Origin of the sequence: Natronobeatus ordinarius (assembly GCF_024362485.1) — an archaeon.
GTDB classification, from domain to species: Archaea; Halobacteriota; Halobacteria; order Halobacteriales; family Natrialbaceae; genus Natronobeatus; species Natronobeatus ordinarius.
In genome coordinates this window covers 3,378,116-3,395,820 of sequence record NZ_CP101456.1, presented here as the reverse complement: position 1 = coordinate 3,395,820, position 17,705 = coordinate 3,378,116, and the positions used below count along the sequence as shown (strand labels likewise).

Genomic DNA, 17,705 nt, shown 5'->3' with positions numbered 1-17,705 from the left:
CGTGGGCCGGCCTCACAGTTCAGCCGTCTCGAGACGGTAGCCCTTCCCCTCGTACTCGTAGACGCCCGGGAACCACGAGAGGGGGCTGTGCCCGCGGTCGTCGTCTTCCAGTCGAACGCGGTCGGCTCCGTGTTCCAGCGCCAGCGCGAGCGTCGTCCGGAACCGCCCGTCCTGGAGCACCTGCTCGAGGATCATGCGCTCGGCCTCGTCGTCCGGATCGTCGACGCGGTCCAGTTCGTACGCCGTCGGCCGATCGGCCGACTCGAGTCGATCCGTCCGGGCGACGAGGACGTCGTCCTCCCACTCGACCGTCTCGACGGCGTCTGCGGGCTCGAGCGGGGGTGACGCCCCATCGAGCGCGAACGTCTCGCTCAGGGCGGTCTTCGAGTCGCGATCCGCGTCGCTGGACCAGCCGTCGATCCCGAACGCGTACGTGCCGGGCCCGAGGCCGGGCCACTCGATCGTCTCCGACGAGCTATCGATATCTCTGCCGGACGGGTCCGACCGGAGCGTGACCGTCCACGTCAGCGTTCCTCCGGGCCGGACCACGTGCAACGGCAGCGGGACGCGCCTCGGCCCGACGAAGACCCAGTCGTCGTCGACGCGTTTGTGGAGTCGCCAGCCGAACCAGTTCGTCCTGAACTCCCGGTGGGAGCGGTTGCGAAGGGTGAACGTGATCGTTCCGGGGGCCGCGACCGAAGTCGTCGAGGGCTCGAGGGTCACCCCGAGTCGCCGGTGATCGTTGCACGCGACCGCGGCCACGTCCTCGCCGTAGTCGGGACAGTCGACATCGAGGGCAGCCGGCCGGTCCGGCCCACCTGTAACGGCGGCAGCGATCCCGGCACCGACCGTACCGGTCACGACCGCCGCGAGCAATCTCCGGCGGGACAGCGACACCATCGTCTGGACGTGGCGACGAACGATCTCATAACTGTACTGCAAGGTGAAACGGCGACTGTAGTCACTCGACGACGACGACCGCCGACTCGGTCTCGAGCATCTCGCCCGCGCCCGAGTAGGTGCGCTCGAGGGAGACCTCGAACATGGCTTCCTCGAGTTCCTCGCCGGCGACCCGAAGCACGCCCGCGCCCTCGTCGAGTTCGTACTCGCCGTCGTCGATCGCCGCGTCGATCTCGCCGACTTTCGCGCCGTACTCGGGGCCGACCGTCGCGTACTCGAGGTCGATCGAGGCCACCTCGGTCGTGACCTCGGGCTGTTCCTCGAGCACCTCGAGTTCGCCGACGTGCATCACGTTCTGGATCGCCTCCTCGAAGCCTTCGACGGCGCCGAAGACGGCGACGGACTCGAGTTCGGCGTTCAGCGGCAGCTGGCGCTCGCTCTTGTATCGGCGCAGCGCGGAGATGACCTCCATCGCCGTCTCGCCGGCCTCGAGGTCGGCCTCGTAGCCGGCCACCGTGGGCCACTCGCGGGTGTGGATGCTGTCCAGCCCCTCGGCCTCGGTCGCGTAGACCGCCTGCCAGATCTCCTCGGTGACGTGGGGTAAGTACGGCGCCCACAGCTCGAGGAACGTCCGGTGAGCCGTCCGCAGCGCGTACTGGGTCGACGGACTCTCCTCGCGGGTCTTCGCGATCTCCAGGTAGTCGTCACAGAACGTGTTCCAGAAGAACGTCCGCAGTCGGTCCCGAGCCTTCGCGAACTCGTAGGCCTCGAAGTGTTCCGTGAGGTCGGAAATCGCGTCGTCGAGTTCCGCGAGCAGCCAGCGGTCGATCGCCTCGAGGTCGTCGGGCTCGTCGGGATCGGTCGGCGCGAGGTGATCGACCAGCTTCGAGGCGTTCCAGAGTTTGCGCAGCAGTTTCTCGCCGGCGACGATGTCCTTCTCGGAGAACGGGAAGTCGTCGCCGACGGCGGCGCTCGCGGCCCAGAAGCGCACGGCGTCGACGGGGTACTCGGCGAGCACCTCGCTCGGGTGGACGACGTTGCCCCGCGACTTGGACATCTTCTCTCGGTTCTCGTCGAGGACGTGGCCGTTGATCATCGTCGCGTCGAACGGCACCTCGCCGGTGTGCTCGTAGCACTTGATGACGGTGTGGAACAGCCAGAAGGAGATGATGTCGTGGCCCTGGGGACGCAGGTCGAACGGATAGAGTTCCGGATGGTCCATCGTGAACCCGTCGTCGGGATCCCAGTCCCAGCCGGCGTTGATGAGAGGGGTAAGCGAGGAGGTCGCCCAGGTGTCGAAGACGTCCTCTTCGGGGACGAACTCGTCGTTGCCACACTCGGGACAGGTGTCCACGGGCGGGTCGTCCGAGAGGGGGTCCACGGGGAGGTCTTCTTTCTCCGCGAGGATCTCGTGGTCACACTCACTACAGTACCAGACCGGGAACGGGATGCCCGAGTCGCGCTGACGCGAGATGAGCCAGTCCCACTCGAGTCCCTCGATCCAGTGTTGGTAGCGGGTGAACATCTTCTCGGGGTACCAGTCCATCTCGCGGCCGGCCTCGAGGTACTCGTCTTTGTGATCGAGGACCTCGACGTACCACTGTTTGGAGACGCGGAACTCGACGGGGGTGTCACAGCGTTCGTGGACCTGGACGACGTGGTTGATGTCTCGGCGGTCACGCAGGGAGCCTTCCTCGTCTAAGTCCTCGACGATGGCTTCGCGGGCCTCCTCGGTCGACAGTCCCTCGTAGTCGCCGGCGAGGTCGGTCATCGTCGCGGTCTCGTCGATCGCGACGCGGAGGGGCAGGTCGTGGGCCTGGTACCACTCGATGTCGTTCTGGTCACCGAAGGTACAGCACATCACGACGCCGGTTCCCTTCTCCATGTCGACGCGCTCGTCCTCGATGATCGGAACCTCGTGACCGAAGATCGGAATCCGGGCGGTCTCGCCGACGAGATCCTGGTTGTCCTCGTCGTCGGGGTGGACGAACACCGAGACACAGGCCGGCAGCAACTCCGGCCGGGTCGTCGAGATGACGAACTCCTCGCGCGGCGGCGTCTCCCCGACCACTTCGAACGCGATGTCGTTGAAGTGCGATCCCTTCTCTAAATCCTCCATCTCGACCTGCGAGATAGCCGTCTCACACTCCGGACACCAGATCGCCGGGGCTTTCTTGCGGTACTCGCGGCCCTTCTCGTAGAGGTCGATAAAGGACAGCTGGGAGATGCGCTGCACCCGGGGCTCGATCGTCTTGTACGTCGAGTTCCAGTCGATCGAGCAGCCAAGCGACTGCATCTTCTCCGTGAACTCCGCCTCGTACTCCTGACAGACTTCGCGGCAGCGTTGCTGGAACTCCCGGCGTTCGTAGTCCTGGTGACGAATGTCGAGTTCCTTCTCGGTCAGCCGTTCGCTGGCGATCCCGTTGTCGTCGTAGCCGAATGGAAAGAGGACGTCGCCGTTTGCCATCCGCTGGAAGCGCGCGGCGAAGTCCTGCAAGGTGTGACCGTAGAGGTGGCCCATGTGCAGACTGCCCGAGACCGTCGGCGGCGGCGTATCGATCGCGTAGGTCGTGTTCGGGTCCTGTCCCGGCTCGCCCTCGTAGGCGTAGACCGCCTCGTCGACCCACCGCCCTTGCCACTTGGGCTCGATTTCCTCGGGGTCGTAGCTGCCCTCGAGGCCGCTCTCTTCTTTTTGTTCTGCATCCGTGCTCATGCTTTCACCGCCTCCGGGAGGCGCGAGCGGTGCTCTCGTCTCGGTCGCGTCGGTGATCGATCGTCCATGATGATACCTGTCGTTGTTCGGTGAATACCGGTCGGACACAATACATCCGTCGAATCGGGGTGGGTAATGCGGGGCTAAGCGGCCCCTACGAAAACGGCGTCGCTCGGGCCGGCGAACTGACGGGCCGTCGTTGCCGAACTCATCACGTGACCCGTTGTGCGGCGCCGATGTTAGGTGTTTCGTCCGTCGGTTGAAATCCGCGTCGGACAGTGATCGCCGGCGTCGATGCGCGACCGGATCCAGTACCGGAACAAATATCCATCACCTAATAGCTAGACGAATTATGGATGGTCGACCAGCCGCACGAGGCGGAACAGCCGGGCTCCTCACCGCAAAACGAGGGCTACTGACCGACGTGAGCATCGCCGCGGTGTTCGTCCTGTGCGCTGTCGCGGTACTCGTCTCCGGTCATGCGTCGGTGGTGTTGCTGTCAGCGTTCACAGTCGCGTTCGTCGCCCACCTGGCGGGGCTGATTCCCTGGCTGGCGTACGAGGGACCCAGCACCGTGGTGCTCCTGTCGTTTTTCCTCGCGATCGGCTTCGTGATCGTCGCGCTGTGAGCGCACCGATTACCCCCGAATCCGTCAGCTGCCGTCTGGCCCGCCGAACGCGATCACGGCCCGCGATTCCGTCGGTCGCTCGAGTCTACCTCCGTGATACTCTGCGAGGCGCTCGAGGAACGTCTCGTCCGTCTCGTCGGTCGTCGCGAGCACGACCCGTTCGTACGCGGTCACGTCGTGACCGCGCTCGAGGGCGAGTGAGAACAGCTCTCTGGGGGTGACGGGATCGCCCGCGGCGAGCCGGGCGGCGATCCCTTCGTGGGTCGCCTCGACGCTCGTCTCGACGTCGAAGTCGACGTCGACGGCGACTTTCGCCTCGAGCTGGTCGGCGGCGTAGGCTCCCTCGGCGCTCCGGACGGCGGGGACGAGCACCTCCTCGAAGTCGACACCTTGCTCGCGCAGTCCGAGGTAGGCGAACGCGAGCATCGCCGTCAGCCCGCCGAGCAGTTCGTCGTCGCTCCCCGCCCGGTCGAACACCTGCCGGCGGTCTTTCTTCGCGAGCAGCTGCGTGAGCAGGTCGAAGTCGATGATCGCGTGTCTGGTTCGGTTGCGAATGCGCGCCTCCGCGTTTCGCTTCGACCCTTCGTGACTCATCTCCGTCTCGCCCAGCAGGTACGCCCGGTCGGCTTCGGTGAGAAAGCCCCGGTCGCGCTCGATGTCAGTGTTCATAATCCACTTTCGATTACGCATCACCAATATCCAACCGAAGGTATATGAATATACGGTCCTGAGCCGATCACAATGACGTCGCTGCGACTGGCCGTGCCGGTGTGTGACTCGTTTTCGCCGACCGAATCGCCGTCCGTCGCCTCTCCTGCTGGGAACGACCGGGGGTGGCGCTGATCCATGGCGCGAGGGCTCGCCGAACGGTACGCAGCGGCCATCACCGAGCACAGTCGCGTCGTGATCGCGCTCTTGCTCGTGCTCACGCTCGTCGTCGCCGCCGGGGCGGCCGTCGGCGAGTCAGAGGACGCAGGAATCGGGGAGTTCGAGACCGATTCCGAGGAGACCGCGGCGCTCGAGGAGATCGAGGCGACCTACGGCACCGACGACGCCGTCGTCGCCCAGCTCGTCGTCCGCGACGAGGGCGGGGACGTCCTCACCCGTGACTCGCTACTCGAGGGACTGTACCTCCAGCGAGACGTCCACGAAAACGAGACGCTGAACGCGACCCTCGACGAGGAGGGCTTCGTCGCCCTCGAGAACGTCGTCGCCACGGGCGCGGTGTTCGAGGACCGGGCCGCCGAACTCGAGGACCGCGGAGCCGAACTCGGCGAACGAGCTGAGGAACTGAACGAGACCGCCACCCGCCTCGAGACGGCCCTCGATGCGGTCGTCGAGCTCCAGACCGAGTACACGACGGCGAGCCTCGAGTACGAGGCCGGAGCGATCGACGAGTCGACTTACGACGAGCGGACGGCCGACCTCGACGCCCAGTACGACGACGTCCTCGAGGAGGCGAGTGACGAGCTCACCGACGAGCAGCGAACGGCGTTCGAGTCGACGGCGGAGACGCTCCGGGCAGTCCAGGACGAACTCGTGAGACTCGAGGCCGACGACGACGCCCCGGATCAACAGCGCCTCGAGGAGCTCAGCGAACAACGTGGAGAGCTCTACGAGCGAGGCACGGCGGGCGTCCTCGCCGCGGAGTTCGAACGCCTCGAGGACGACCGCGAGGAACTCGAGGCAGAGGGTGAGGCCCTCGAGGAGGCGGGGATGCCACCACTCGAAGCGCAGCTCGACGCCCTCGAGTCCCGCTCAGACGAGGAGGTCGAGTCGCTGCTCGCGGACGTTCTCGACCCCGGCGCCGACCAGGGCGGCGAGGACGCCTACGAGTTCCTCCCGACCGACTACGAACCGGGCTCGACGGAAGCCGAGTCGCGGATCGCCTTTCTCTTCCAGGTCGACGACAGTGGGCCCGAGGACGAGCCGCAGGCGGCCTACGACGCCCAGGTCGCGATCGACGCGCTCGTCGAGGAGCGATTCGACGACGCGTTCGTCTTCGGCCAGGGCGTCACCGACGCGGCCTCGGCGAGCGCCGTCGGCGACAGCTTCGCGATCATCACGCCCGTCGCGCTCGTGCTCGTGCTGTTCGTCCTCGGAGTCACCTACCGCGACCTCGTCGACGTACTGCTCGGCGTCGTCGGTATCTCCCTCGTGATGGCCTGGCTCGCGGGCATCCTGGGGTGGCTCGAGATCCCGAGCAGTCAGCTGCTGATCGCCGTCCCCTTCCTCCTGATCGGCCTGAGCATCGACTACTCCTTACACGTCGTGATGCGGTATCGGGAAGCGAGAGCGGGGACGCTCGAGGAGCGCCCCGACGCGACGGCGACCGAGGCAGATGCCGGCGACGGCGCGACCGACGGCGGCCTGCCCGGTCCGCGCGGCGGTATGGGCCTCGGGCTCGCGGGCGTCGTGCTCGCGCTCGCCGCCGCGACGTTCTCGACTGGGGTTGGCTTCCTCTCGAACGTCGTCAGTCCGTTGCCGGCGATCCAGGACTTCGCAATCTTGAGCGCCGGCGGCATCCTCGCGACGTTCGTCGTCTTCGGCGCGCTCGTGCCGGCGCTGAAAGTCGAGGTCGACGAGCTACTGGAAAGACGGTTCGACCGCGACCGGGCGAAAGAGCCCTTCGGGATGGGTGCCGGCGTCGTCAACCGCGCGCTGCTGGGCGTCGTCGGCCTCGTCCGGCGGGCGCCGCTCGCGGTCGTCGTCCTCGCGCTGTTGCTCGCCGTCGGCGGCGCCTACGGTGCGACCGGCATCGACACCGAGTTCAATCAGGCCGACTTCCTGCCCCAGGACGCCCCCGAGTGGGCCAAATCGCTGCCCGGCCCGTTCGCTCCCGACACCTACACGATCGCCGACGACGCCGCGTACCTCGGCGACAACTTCCTCGAGCGCGGCGAGGGGAGCCAGGCGCAGGTGCTGATCGGCGGGACGGATTCCGGGGACGTAACCGACCCCGCTACCCTCACGGCGATCGACGACGCGAGCGACGGCGTCGAGGGCGAAACGATCGCCGTCCGGCCCGGTGGCCAGCCCGCGATCGAGGGACCGCCGTCGGTGATTCGTGAGCTGACGAGCGAGCACGAAGCCGTCGCGGCGGCGCTCGAGGCCCGCGACACGACGGGTGACGGGCTCCCGAACGAGGACGTCGCTGGCTTCTACGACGTGCTGTTCGAGGCCGACGCCGATCGGGCGGGCGACGTGCTCTATCGGACGGACGGGGGCCAGTACGAGTCAGCCCGTCTGCTCGTGGACGTCCGCGGCGACGCCGCCGCCCAGGACGTCGCCGACGACACCCGCGACCTCGCCGCCGCGATCGAGGCCAGCGCCCCTACGACCGCGATCGCAGCCGGCGGCCCCGTCACGACCGCCGTCGTCCAGGACGCCTTACTCGAGACGCTCGTCCAGGCGTTCGCGGTGACGCTCGTGGTCATCCTCGCGTTCCTGACGATACTCTACTGGGTGCGCCACCGCTCGCTCACCCTCGGGGCGGTGACGCTCGTGCCTGTCGTGGCCGCGCTCGCCTGGCTGCTCGGGACGATGGCGGTCTTCGACGTGCCGTTCAACAGCGAGACGGCGGTGATCACGAGCCTGGCGATCGGACTGGGCGTCGACTACGCCATCCACGTGAGCGAGCGGTTCGTCGCCGAGCGGGAGAAGCGAGGGTCCTCGGGACCCCCGGAATCGCGAACGGGGAACGACGTGACCCGTGAGCGGAGCGAGACGCTCGACGAGGCGCTCGTCGCCACGGTGACGGGCACCGGCGGCGCGCTGCTCGGCAGCGCGGCGACGACGGCAGCCGGCTTCGGCGTCCTCGCGCTCGCGCTCGCCCCGCCGCTCCAGCGGTTCGGGCTGGTAACGGGGCTGAGCATCGTCTTCGCGTTCGTCGCCTGCGTCACCGTCCTCCCGTGCCTGCTCGTGGTGCGCGAACGGCTGCTCACCTCGTCGTGACTGGCTGAGCGGCGGCTCGATACCTCGATCGGATTCGAGTGTCAAGAGTCACCGGGCCGAAACGTCACGTTCCGCGACTTTCGTTTCGTCGTATACGGCTGCAAATCTTTTTGCGCCTCTCCAACGAGTGGACTGAGCAGACGCAGCCGTGTGGCGCGAGCACAACCGACACGGGGCGTCGACGACAACGGAGACGATCCAGATGGCAGCACACGACATCTCACTGACGGTGAACGGAACGGAGCATCGGCTGACGGTGGAGCCGCGAACGCTGTTGCTCACGGTACTTCGAGAGGAGCTCGGGTACACAGGGGCGAATTTCGGCTGTGACACGGGGCGGTGTGGCGCGTGCACCGTCCGGCTGGACGGGGAGGCGATCAAGTCCTGCCTGCGTTTTGCCGTCCAGGCCGACGGCGCTGAAGTGGAGACCGTGGAAGGACTCGCCCCCGAGGGCGAACTCACACCGCTCCAGGAGCAGTTTCGCGAGCACCACGGACTGCAGTGTGGCTACTGCACCCCGGGGATGGTGATGACCGCGGACACGTATCTCCGCGACGCCGAAGCGCCCACGCGGGAGGAGATCAGAGAAGCGATCGAGGGGAACCTCTGTCGGTGTACGGGCTATCACAACATCGTCGACGCGATCGAGGCCACGGCGGCCAAGCGTGGAGAAGAACGATGAGCGAGACCGATGCGAGTACGGAGGACCGACCGTCAGAGGGGATGGGCGCGGCCGTCTCCCGCGACGAGGACGTCCCGCTCCTGCGCGGCGAGGGGACCTACACCGCCGACGTCTCGCTGCCCGGGACGGCCTGGCTCGGGATCTGTCGCTCGGAGCACGCCCACGCCCGGCTCGTCGACGTCGATACGAGCGAGGCCGAGGCGATGGACGACGTACTCGCCGTCTTCACCGGCGCGGACGTCGAGGACAGCGGCGTCCCGAACACGATCCCGACCGCCTGGATGCTCCCCGGGCTCGTCACGCCCCAGTACAAGATCCTCGCCGTGGACAAGGTGCGCCACGAGGGCCGCGCCGTCGCCGCGGTCGTCGCCGAGAGCGTCCACGCCGCCCGCGACGCCGTCGACCGGATCGACGTCGAGTACGAACCGCTCGAGTTCGCCACCGACCCGGTCGAGGCAGTCGAGGCCGATCTCCCGCCGGTCCACGACGACGCGGCGGACAACGTCGCCTTCGACTTCGAACTGGGCGACGCCGACGCGGTCGACGAGGCGTTCGCCGACGCCGACCGGACGGCGAGCGTCGACCTGCGCCAGCCGCGGCTGATCCCGAACGCGATGGAGCCGCGGGCGGCGCTGGCCGACTGGAACGAGACGACCGGGGGGTTGCGCCTGTGGACGACGAGCCAGAACCCCCACCTCCACCGGATGCTCCTCTCGGCGGGAACGCTCGGGCTCCCCGAGAACCGGATCCAGGTGATCGCGCCGGAGGTCGGCGGCGGCTTCGGCAGCAAGATCTACCACTACCCCGACGAGGCGATCACGGCCTGGTGTTCGATGCAACTCGGCCGGCCGGTGAAGTGGCAGGCGAGCCGGGCGGAGGGCTACCTGACCGACTGCCACGGCCGGGACCACGTCACGAGCGCCGAAATCGCCCTCGACGACGACGGCACCATCAGGGGCGTTCGGGTCGAGACCCACGCGGGACTCGGCGCCCAGCTCTCGCAGTTCGCCACGGCGACCCCGTCGTACCTCTACGCCACGATCCTCTCGGGCGAGTACGCCATCCCGGCGATCCACTGCCGGGTGGTCGGCGCGTTCACCAACACGACGCCCGTCGACGCCTACCGGGGGGCCGGCCGCGCCGAGGGCATCTACGTGATCGAACGGCTCGTGGACGTCGCCGCCCGCGAACTCGAGCTCGACCCGGCCGAACTCCGTCGGCGCAACCAGATCCCGCCAGGCGAGTTCCCCTACGAGACAGCCGCCGCGGTCGTCTACGACAGTGGCGAGTACGAGCGCGCGATGGACGTCGCCCTCGAGCACGTCGGCTACGAGGAGTTGCGCGAGCGCCAGGCCGAACTCCGCGAGGAGGGTCGGTACCTGGGAATCGGTCTCGCGAACTTCGTCGAGTCGGCCGGGCTCTCGCCGTCGGGCGTCGCCGGAGAGTTAGGGGCGGCGGCGGGCGGCTGGGAGAGCTCGATCGTCCGCTTCGACTCGACGGGGACCGTGACGGTCCTCGTCGGGACGGCCGACCAGGGCCAGGGTCACCGGACGACCTACGCCCAGGTCGTCGCCGAGGAGCTCGGCGTTTCGCTCGAGGACGTCGAGGTGGTCGAGGGCGACACCGACCGCATCCCGCAGGGAATGGGAACGTACGGCAGCCGGAGCGCGTCGGTCGGCGGCGGCGCAATCGCCCGCGGTGCCCGCGAGGTGCGCGAGAAGGCGAGAGAGATCGCCGCCCACCAGCTCGAGGCGGAGGCCGACGACCTCGAGTTCGCCGACGGCGAGTTCCGGATCGCCGGCGCACCCGACCGCTCGATGCACGTCCAGGAGATCGCTGCGGAGGCGTACCTGGGCCATAATCTGCCCGAGGGGATGGATCCCGGACTCGAGGTGACGAACTTCTACGACCCCGAGAACTTCACGTTCCCCTTCGGCACCCACGTCGCGGTCGTCGAGGTCGACCCCGAGACGGGGGAGATCGAGATCGAGCGCTACGTCGCCGTCGACGACTGCGGGGAGATCATCAACCCGATGATCGTCGAGGGGCAGGTCCACGGCGGGATCGCCCAGGGCATCGGCGCGGCACTCTACGAGGGCGGTGCGTACGACGACGACGGCCACCTCCGGACCCGGCGGATGGACGAGTACGCCGTCCCCCACGCGACGATGCTGCCGGACTTCGAGACCGACACCACGGTGACGCCCAGCCCGCACAATCCGCTCGGCGTGAAGGGCGTCGGCGAGTCGGCCACCATCGCCGCGGCGCCGACGGTCGTCTCGGCCGTCGTGGACGCGCTCGAGCCGTTCGACGTCGACCACCTCGACATGCCGATCACGCCGGAGACGGTCTGGCGGGCCACGAGGGGTGGGGAGTGATGTACGCGAGCGACTTCGAGTACCACCGAGCCGAGAGTGTGAAGGAGGCGATCGAGCTGCTCACAGAACACGACGGCGCGCAGCTGGTCGCCGGCACGCACGGCCTGCTCCCGCGGATGAAGACCGGCGAGGAGCGACCGCGGGCGCTGGTCGACGTGGCCGGCCTCGATGGCCTCTCCGACGTCGACGAGCGGGACGACGCGCTCACGATCGGCGCGCTCGTCACCCACGCACGACTCGCCAAGTCGGAGCCGGTTCGCGAGCACGCGACGGCCCTCGCGGACGCAGCCGGCGAACTCGGCGACCCGCAGGTCAGAAACGGCGGGACGATCGGCGGCAACCTCGCCCACGGCGACGCCCGGTCGGATCCGCCGGCAGCCGTCCTCGCGCTCGGTGGCTCGCTCGAGCTCCGGGGACCCGACGGCGAGCGCCGGCTGGACGCGACGACGCTCTTCGAGGGCCACTTCGAGACGGCCGTCGGCGACGACGAGGTCGTCACCGCGCTCTCGATCCCGCCCCACGACGACGCGACGAGCGCGTACGTCAAGCGACGGAACCCGCTGTCGGGCTACGCGCTGGTGGGCGTCGCCGCGTGGGTGCGCCTCGAGGACGACGAAATCGCCGAGGCGCGGGTCGCCGCGACCGGCACGCCGCCACACCCCGTCCGGCTGACGGGTGTCGAGGACGAACTCGAGGACGCGACGGCCGACGAGGAGACGATCGCCGCGGCGGCCGCCCGTGCGACCGAGGGGCTCGTGGTCGACGAACTGCGTTCGGACGTCCAGGCGTCCGCCGAGTACCGCGCCCACCTGCTCTCGGTCGACACGGAACGGGCGCTCCGGCGGGTGTGCGGGCTCGAAGACGACGAGTGAGAAGTGCGGGCGTCAGTCGGTCTCGAGGACCAGCAGGTCGTCACCGGCCTGGATCTCCTGTTCGTTCTCGGCGATAATTTCGGTGATCGTTCCGTCTGACTCGGCCGTAACGTCGTGGAAGTTCTTCATCACGCCGACGAGGCCGACGACGTCGCCCTCGGAGACTCGGTCACCTTCTTCGACGTACGGCGGTTCCTCGGGATCGGGCCGACTGTAGAAGACGCCCGGCATCGGAGACTGAATGCGTTCCGTACTCATGGGATCAGGTACCATCCACGGCTACTCGTCCCACTTATTTAGATTTTGACTATCGGCCGTTCGTCGAGACCTCCGCAAATAGAGTCGTGGAAACCGTCCACTGAACGATTAGTCCATAATGAATGAAATTTTGATAGTTCGAAACGGAACCTATAGGGTTCCGACGGTCGGATGTGTGGGTAGTATGGGAGACGTCACCATCGAACACCAGGAGCTTCCGGAACCGCGGTACGAGTACGGCGGCGACGATTACGTCTTCGTCGAACTCGACGAGAAGATGAGCTTCGACGCCAACTTCAAGGCCCAGGCGATTTGCCAGGAGATTCAGGAGAACGACCTCGAGGGGCTGCTCGAGGTCGCTCCCGCGAACGCCTCCTACCTCATCCAGTTCGATCCCGCCGTGCTCCACCCGGACGAGTTGATCGAGGAACTGAAGCGACTCGAGTCAGCGATCGACGTCTCGGAGTATCGGTGGGAGGCGCGGGTGTTCGACTTCCCCGTCCTCTACGAGGACCCGTGGACCCACGAGACGCTCATGCAGTTCCGGGAGCGCCACCAGGACCCCGACGCGACGGACCTCGAGTACTCCGCCCGGATCAACGACTTCGACTCCGTCGAGGCGTTTATCGACCACCACGCCGGCGCGCCGCACATGGTGACGATGGTCGGCTTCGTTCCCGGGCTCCCCTTTTGTTTCCAGATGGTGCCCCGCGACGAACAGATCGAGGTGCCCAAATACGAACAGCCCCGGACCGACACTCCGAGCCGGGCGATCGGCTTCGGCGGCGCGTTCACCGCCATCTACCCCGTCCAGGGCGCGGGCGGCTACCAGCTCTACGGACGGACGCCGGTTGAGGTCCTCGACGTGGACCAGGAGCTGGCCGACTTCGAGGAGTCGATGGTGCTCCCGAACCCGGGAGACATCCTGAACTTCCGACAGATCGACCGCGAGGAGTACGACGCGATCCGGGAAGAGATCGAGGCGGGGACGTACCGCTACACCCGCGAGACGGTCGAGTTCGAGCCCGAGGAGTTCTTCGCCGACCCACACGGCTACAACGAGCGGCTCGTGGAGGTGGTCTCCTGATGTCCCTGCACGTTCGCGACGGCGGCCTCGTCACGACGGTCCAGGACACTGGCCGGCACGGCCACTACCACATCGGGATGCCGCCCTCGGGCGCGATGGACGACTTCGCCCACCGCGTGGCGAACGCTCTCGTCGGCAACGACGCCGAGGCGGCCACCCTCGAGATGACCTATCAGGGTGCAGCCCTCGAGTTCGAAGCGGACGCCGTCTTCGCCGTCACCGGCGCGGACATGGAGCCGACGCTCGAGGGCGAACCGGTGCCGACGTGGACGGCCGTCGAGGCCGAGGCGGGCGACGTCCTCGAGTTCGGCTTCGCGGGTGAAGGCGTGCGCGCGTACCTCGCGGTCGCCGGCGGGATCGACGTCGAGCCCGTGATGGGCAGCCGATCGACGTACACCCTCATCGGCATCGGCGGCTACGAGGGGCGCGCGCTCGAGGCGGGCGACGTCCTGACGATCGGCGAGGCCGAGGGCGACGCCGACGACCTGGTGGGGCAGTCGGTGGCCGACGACCACCTGCCCGACTACTCGCGCACGGACATCCGTGTCGTGATGGGCCTCTGTGACTACCGGCTCACCGACGAGGGCCGCGAGGCGTTCCTCACGGCCGACTGGAAGGTCTCCGACGAGGCCGACCGCGTCGGCTACCGGTTCGAAGGACCGGACATCACGGACATGTTCGAAGAGCGCGAGCAGCCGTTCGGGGCCGGGCCGGACGTCACCAACGTCGTCGACCTCGGCTACCCCGTCGGCTCCATCCAGATGGCCGGCCAGCCCATCGTCCTGATGCGCGACGCCGTCACCGGCGGCGGCTACGCGACCGTCGGGACGGTGATCAGCACCGACCGGGACGCCCTCGCCCAGTGTCGGACCTACGACACCGTCTCGCTCGTCCCCGTCGACGTCGAGGAGGCCCTCGAGGCCCGCCGCGAGCGCGACGAGCGACTCGCCGAGATCGACGCGTCGCTCTCGAGCTGAACCCCACGCTCGAGTCCGTGGCCCTCGCCACAGCTCGGTCCCCCCCGCTGGAGGCGGAGTGCCTTTGTGCTCGAGGCGCCGAAATCACCCATGTTCGATCGCGTCCTCGTGGCGAACCGCGGTGAGATCGCCGTCCGCGTCCTGCAGGCGGCGAGCGAGCTCGGGATGGAGACCGTCGCCGTCTACAGCGACGCAGACGAGACGGCCAAACACGTCCGGCGGGCGGACGAGGCGGTCCACGTCGGCCCCTCCGTCGCCGACAAGAGCTACCTGGATCGGGAGGCCTTACTCGAGGCTGCGGCGGAGGCGGACGTCGACGCGATCCACCCCGGCTACGGCTTCCTCGCCGAGAACGAGTCGTTTGCCCGGCGGGTCGAGGAGTCGCCGTTCGCCTGGGTCGGGCCGCCGTCGGAGCTGATGGCCGACTTCGGCGAGAAGACGAAGTCCCGGACGCTCATGGATCGGGCGGGCGTGCCGATCGTCCCCGGCACTCGCGACCCGATCGACGACCCGGCGCAAGTACGCGAGTTCGCCGCAGAACACGGCTATCCCGTCGCGATCAAGGCCGACGGCGGCGGCGGCGGTCGCGGGCTGCGCGTCGTCGAGGACGAGAACGAGATCGAGTCGGCGTTCGAGCAGGCCAGGCGGGAAGGTGAAGCGTACTTCGACAACCCGGCGGTGTACGTCGAGAAGTTCCTGGACGATCCCCGCCACATTGAGGTCCAGGTCATCGCCGACGAACACGGCAACGTCCGTCACCTCTACGAGCGCGACTGTTCCGTCCAGCGCCGCCAGCAGAAGCTCATCGAGGAGACACCCTCGCCCGTCCTCGACGACGAGACGCGCGAGGAGCTCTGCGAAGCGGCCACGCGAGGCGTCGCCGAGGCCGGCTACACCAACGCCGGCACCGTCGAATTCCTCTATGAGGGCGGCGACTTCTACTTCCTCGAGGTCAACGCCCGGATCCAGGTCGAGCACACGATCACCGAGGCCGTCACGGGAATCGATCTCGTGAAAGAGCAGTTCCGGGTGGCCGCAGGCGAGGAGATTTCCTTCGAGCAAGCGGAGGTAGAGCCCCGCGGGGCCGCCATCGAGTTTCGGATCAACGCCGAGGATCCCACCCGGGAGTTCGCCCCCACCCCGGGCGAACTCGAGACCTACCAGCCGCCGACGGGCAACGGCGTCCGCGTCGACGACGGCGTGAACGAGGGCGACCGGGTGAGCCCCTTCTACGACTCGCTCGTCGCGAAGTTCGTCGTCAGTGGCCGGGACCGCGAGGAAGCCCTCTCGCGGAGCCGCCGGGCGCTCGAAGAAACGGAGATCGAAGGGATCGCGACGACGATCCCGTTCCACCTCGCCGTCCTTGCAGACGAGACGTTCCGCCAGAACGAGCACACGACGAAGTACCTCGACCGGCAGTTCGACGGGCTCGAGGACGAGTGACGGGCTACACCAGCTCGTCGAGCCGAGCGAGCTCGACGCCTTCCTCCTCGAGTCGTTCGTGGGTTCGCTCGAGTAACTCGACGGCGTTCGGGCCGTCGCCGTGGATGCAAACAGACGAGGCGGGGACGTCGATCGTTGACCCGTCGACGGCCTCGACTTCTCCTCGGGTGGCGATCGAGACGACGCGGTCGGCGACGACGTCGGGGTCTTTCGGCGCCTTTTCTTTCTCGAGGACGAGCGTCCGGTCGGGATTGTACTCGAGGTCGACGTAGCCCTCGAAGACGGCATCGAGGTCGTCGTACTCCTGGGCGACCTCGTAGATGTTCATGTCGGTCGCGAGGTAGATCAGGTCGGAGTCGACCTCGAGGACGCCCTCCATCACCGCACGGCAGTGGTCCTCGCTCTCTGAGAGCATCGCGTACATCGCGCCGTGGGGTTTGACGTGTTGAACCGTCGCGCCGTGGCGGTTGGCGAACGCCGTGAGGGCGCCGAGCTGGTAGACGACGTAGTCACGAACCTCCTCGGGCGTGGCGTCCATCTTTCGCCGGCCGAATCCCATCTTGTCCGGGAGTCCGGGGTGGACGCCGATGCCGACGTCGTGTTCGACGGCGAGTTCGACGGTCTCGCGCATCACGTGCGGGTCACCCGCGTGGAAGCCGCCCGCGACGTTGGCGGAGGTGATGTACGGCATCACCTCGTCGTCCCGGCCCATCGTCCAGTTGCCGAAGCTCTCTCCCATGTCGCAGTTGATGTCGATCGCTACCATACGAGAACGTGGGACGGAGGTGCGCTTATAGCTTGTTTCGGCGGTCCGAAACGTCCCGAACTGGCTTTCGGCCGATCTCTCGAACCGTGTCTCAGATTGGCGCCGGCCGTCAGTTCTCGAGGTGCGTCGGTTCCGTATCGGAGTGTGCCCGTACCCAGAGTTCGCCGATCCGGGAGAGTCGCGTCCGGTAGGACTTCCCGTGTTCCTCGCGTTCGACGTAGCCCTTCCCGCCGGGGCCGAGCTGGTCGACGTTGTAGATGACCTTCGAGCGGAAGCTATCGGTGTACTCTTCGCCCAGTTCGCGGGCGAGCGACTCCGCGAGTTCGGAGACCGAGGCGAACTCGCCGTCCTCGCCGAGTTTGTACAGGATGAGCTCCTCGAAGGGTTTGACGTTCGAGAACGAGGCGACGGGGAACTCGACGAGGTGGCCGCCGTTTATTTCCTTCGCGCCGATCGTCGTCCCCCGTTCGTCGAACTCCGCGAGCAGGTCGCGGGCGCTCTCGAGTCGCTCCCGGACGCGATCACGACCGAGTTCCACCGTGTCACCACCCCCTTCGAGGGCGTCCTCGAGCAGCCGGACGCCCTCGCGGAGCTCCTCGGCGAGTTCGGTCTCGAGGTACTTTTCGGGGGCGGTGTAGTACGTGTGGATCTTCTCGCGGTCGTCCTGGCGTTCGACCATCAGCGAGTGGGCGGCGTTGGCGAAGGCGAAGCTGACCGTCCGGGGCATCGCCGCGATGTTCACCCACACGTCGTTTCCGCGGTCGAGTTCGGCGGTGATCAGGTCGTAGGCGCCCTCGAAGGCGGCGTCGTAGTCGTAGACGTCCTCGAGAACGAACCGCTCGGTCTCCGCGCCGAGTAAGTTCTGAAAGTCCGTCTCGAGCTTGCGAGAGAGGCGTCGGGAGTACTCGACGTTGGCCTCGCTGCCGACCGCACCCTCGAGAAGAATCACGCGGTCGACGTCGATCTGATCGCGCACCAGGGGCGCGATCAGCCGGTCGTAATCGAAGCCGACCGGAACGATGTGCGTCTGCATATGCGGTACAGGGC

General features: G+C 67.5%; 14 protein-coding genes. 8 read left to right on the top strand and 6 right to left on the bottom strand.

The features are described 5' to 3' along the window. Nucleotides 1–12 precede the first annotated feature (12 nt). Together NMQ09_RS17250 and NMQ09_RS17245 are read right to left on the bottom strand one after the other, a co-directional pair. Nucleotides 13–900, bottom strand: a complete 888-nt coding sequence (locus tag NMQ09_RS17250) for a hypothetical protein (protein ID WP_255191817.1) — start codon at nucleotides 898–900, stop codon at nucleotides 13–15. Between the two features lie 61 nt (nucleotides 901–961). Next, nucleotides 962–3,613 carry a valine--tRNA ligase gene (locus NMQ09_RS17245; RefSeq protein ID WP_255191816.1) on the bottom strand — a complete coding sequence of 884 codons (2,652 nt, stop codon included), beginning with the start codon at nucleotides 3,611–3,613 and terminating at the stop codon, nucleotides 962–964. 352 nt (nucleotides 3,614–3,965) lie between these two features. Between NMQ09_RS17245 and NMQ09_RS17240 the strand changes: the two genes are divergently transcribed. Next, the gene (locus tag NMQ09_RS17240; protein ID WP_255191815.1) at nucleotides 3,966–4,241 is read left to right on the top strand and encodes a hypothetical protein; all 276 of its coding nucleotides are present in this window, start codon (nucleotides 3,966–3,968) and stop codon (nucleotides 4,239–4,241) included. Between the two features lie 24 nt (nucleotides 4,242–4,265). On the opposite strand, the gene NMQ09_RS17235 is transcribed toward NMQ09_RS17240, so the two are convergent. Then, nucleotides 4,266–4,910, bottom strand: a complete 645-nt coding sequence (locus NMQ09_RS17235; protein WP_255191814.1) for a DUF8102 family protein — start codon at nucleotides 4,908–4,910, stop codon at nucleotides 4,266–4,268. A 177-nt stretch (nucleotides 4,911–5,087) separates the two neighbouring features. Here NMQ09_RS17235 and NMQ09_RS17230 point away from each other — a divergent pair, with 177 nt between their 5' ends. From NMQ09_RS17230 to NMQ09_RS17215, 4 genes are all read left to right on the top strand, one after another. Beyond that, nucleotides 5,088–8,195 (top strand): efflux RND transporter permease subunit, encoded by a 3,108-nt coding sequence (locus NMQ09_RS17230; protein ID WP_255191813.1) that lies wholly within the window; start codon nucleotides 5,088–5,090, stop codon nucleotides 8,193–8,195. A 202-nt stretch (nucleotides 8,196–8,397) separates the two neighbouring features. After that, on the top strand, nucleotides 8,398–8,877 hold the full coding sequence (locus NMQ09_RS17225) for a (2Fe-2S)-binding protein (protein ID WP_255191812.1): 480 nt from the start codon (nucleotides 8,398–8,400) through the stop codon (nucleotides 8,875–8,877). Then, complete coding sequence (locus NMQ09_RS17220) at nucleotides 8,874–11,255, top strand: xanthine dehydrogenase family protein molybdopterin-binding subunit (RefSeq protein ID WP_255191811.1); 2,382 nt, start codon at nucleotides 8,874–8,876, stop codon at nucleotides 11,253–11,255. The genes NMQ09_RS17225 and NMQ09_RS17220 overlap by 4 nt, the downstream gene beginning before the upstream one ends. Further along, a complete protein-coding gene (locus NMQ09_RS17215) occupies nucleotides 11,255–12,127 on the top strand; it encodes an FAD binding domain-containing protein (RefSeq protein WP_255191810.1) in 873 nt (290 codons plus the stop codon). Before NMQ09_RS17220 ends, NMQ09_RS17215 begins: the two co-directional genes overlap by 1 nt. 12 nt (nucleotides 12,128–12,139) lie before the next feature. Here the strand turns inward: NMQ09_RS17215 and NMQ09_RS17210 are convergent, their stop codons facing one another. Further along, nucleotides 12,140–12,385, bottom strand: coding sequence for an acetyl-CoA carboxylase (locus NMQ09_RS17210; protein ID WP_255191809.1), 246 nt, complete (start codon nucleotides 12,383–12,385; stop codon nucleotides 12,140–12,142). A 184-nt stretch (nucleotides 12,386–12,569) separates the two neighbouring features. Here NMQ09_RS17210 and NMQ09_RS17205 point away from each other — a divergent pair, with 184 nt between their 5' ends. From NMQ09_RS17205 to NMQ09_RS17195, 3 genes are all read left to right on the top strand, one after another. Then, entirely contained in the window at nucleotides 12,570–13,472 is a 903-nt protein-coding gene (locus NMQ09_RS17205) for a 5-oxoprolinase subunit B family protein (protein ID WP_255191808.1), read from the top strand. Further along, nucleotides 13,472–14,449 carry a 5-oxoprolinase subunit C family protein gene (locus tag NMQ09_RS17200; protein WP_255191807.1) on the top strand — a complete coding sequence of 326 codons (978 nt, stop codon included), beginning with the start codon at nucleotides 13,472–13,474 and terminating at the stop codon, nucleotides 14,447–14,449. Before NMQ09_RS17205 ends, NMQ09_RS17200 begins: the two co-directional genes overlap by 1 nt. A gap of 90 nt (nucleotides 14,450–14,539) precedes the next feature. Continuing rightward, a complete protein-coding gene (locus tag NMQ09_RS17195) occupies nucleotides 14,540–15,892 on the top strand; it encodes an acetyl-CoA carboxylase biotin carboxylase subunit (protein WP_255191806.1) in 1,353 nt (450 codons plus the stop codon). Between the two features lie 4 nt (nucleotides 15,893–15,896). Here the strand turns inward: NMQ09_RS17195 and NMQ09_RS17190 are convergent, their stop codons facing one another. Beyond that, the gene (locus tag NMQ09_RS17190) at nucleotides 15,897–16,658 is read right to left on the bottom strand and encodes a LamB/YcsF family protein (RefSeq protein WP_255191805.1); all 762 of its coding nucleotides are present in this window, start codon (nucleotides 16,656–16,658) and stop codon (nucleotides 15,897–15,899) included. Between the two features lie 109 nt (nucleotides 16,659–16,767). Beyond that, nucleotides 16,768–17,691, bottom strand: coding sequence for an HFX_2341 family transcriptional regulator (locus tag NMQ09_RS17185; RefSeq protein WP_255191804.1), 924 nt, complete (start codon nucleotides 17,689–17,691; stop codon nucleotides 16,768–16,770). Nucleotides 17,692–17,705: the final 14 nt, after the last annotated feature.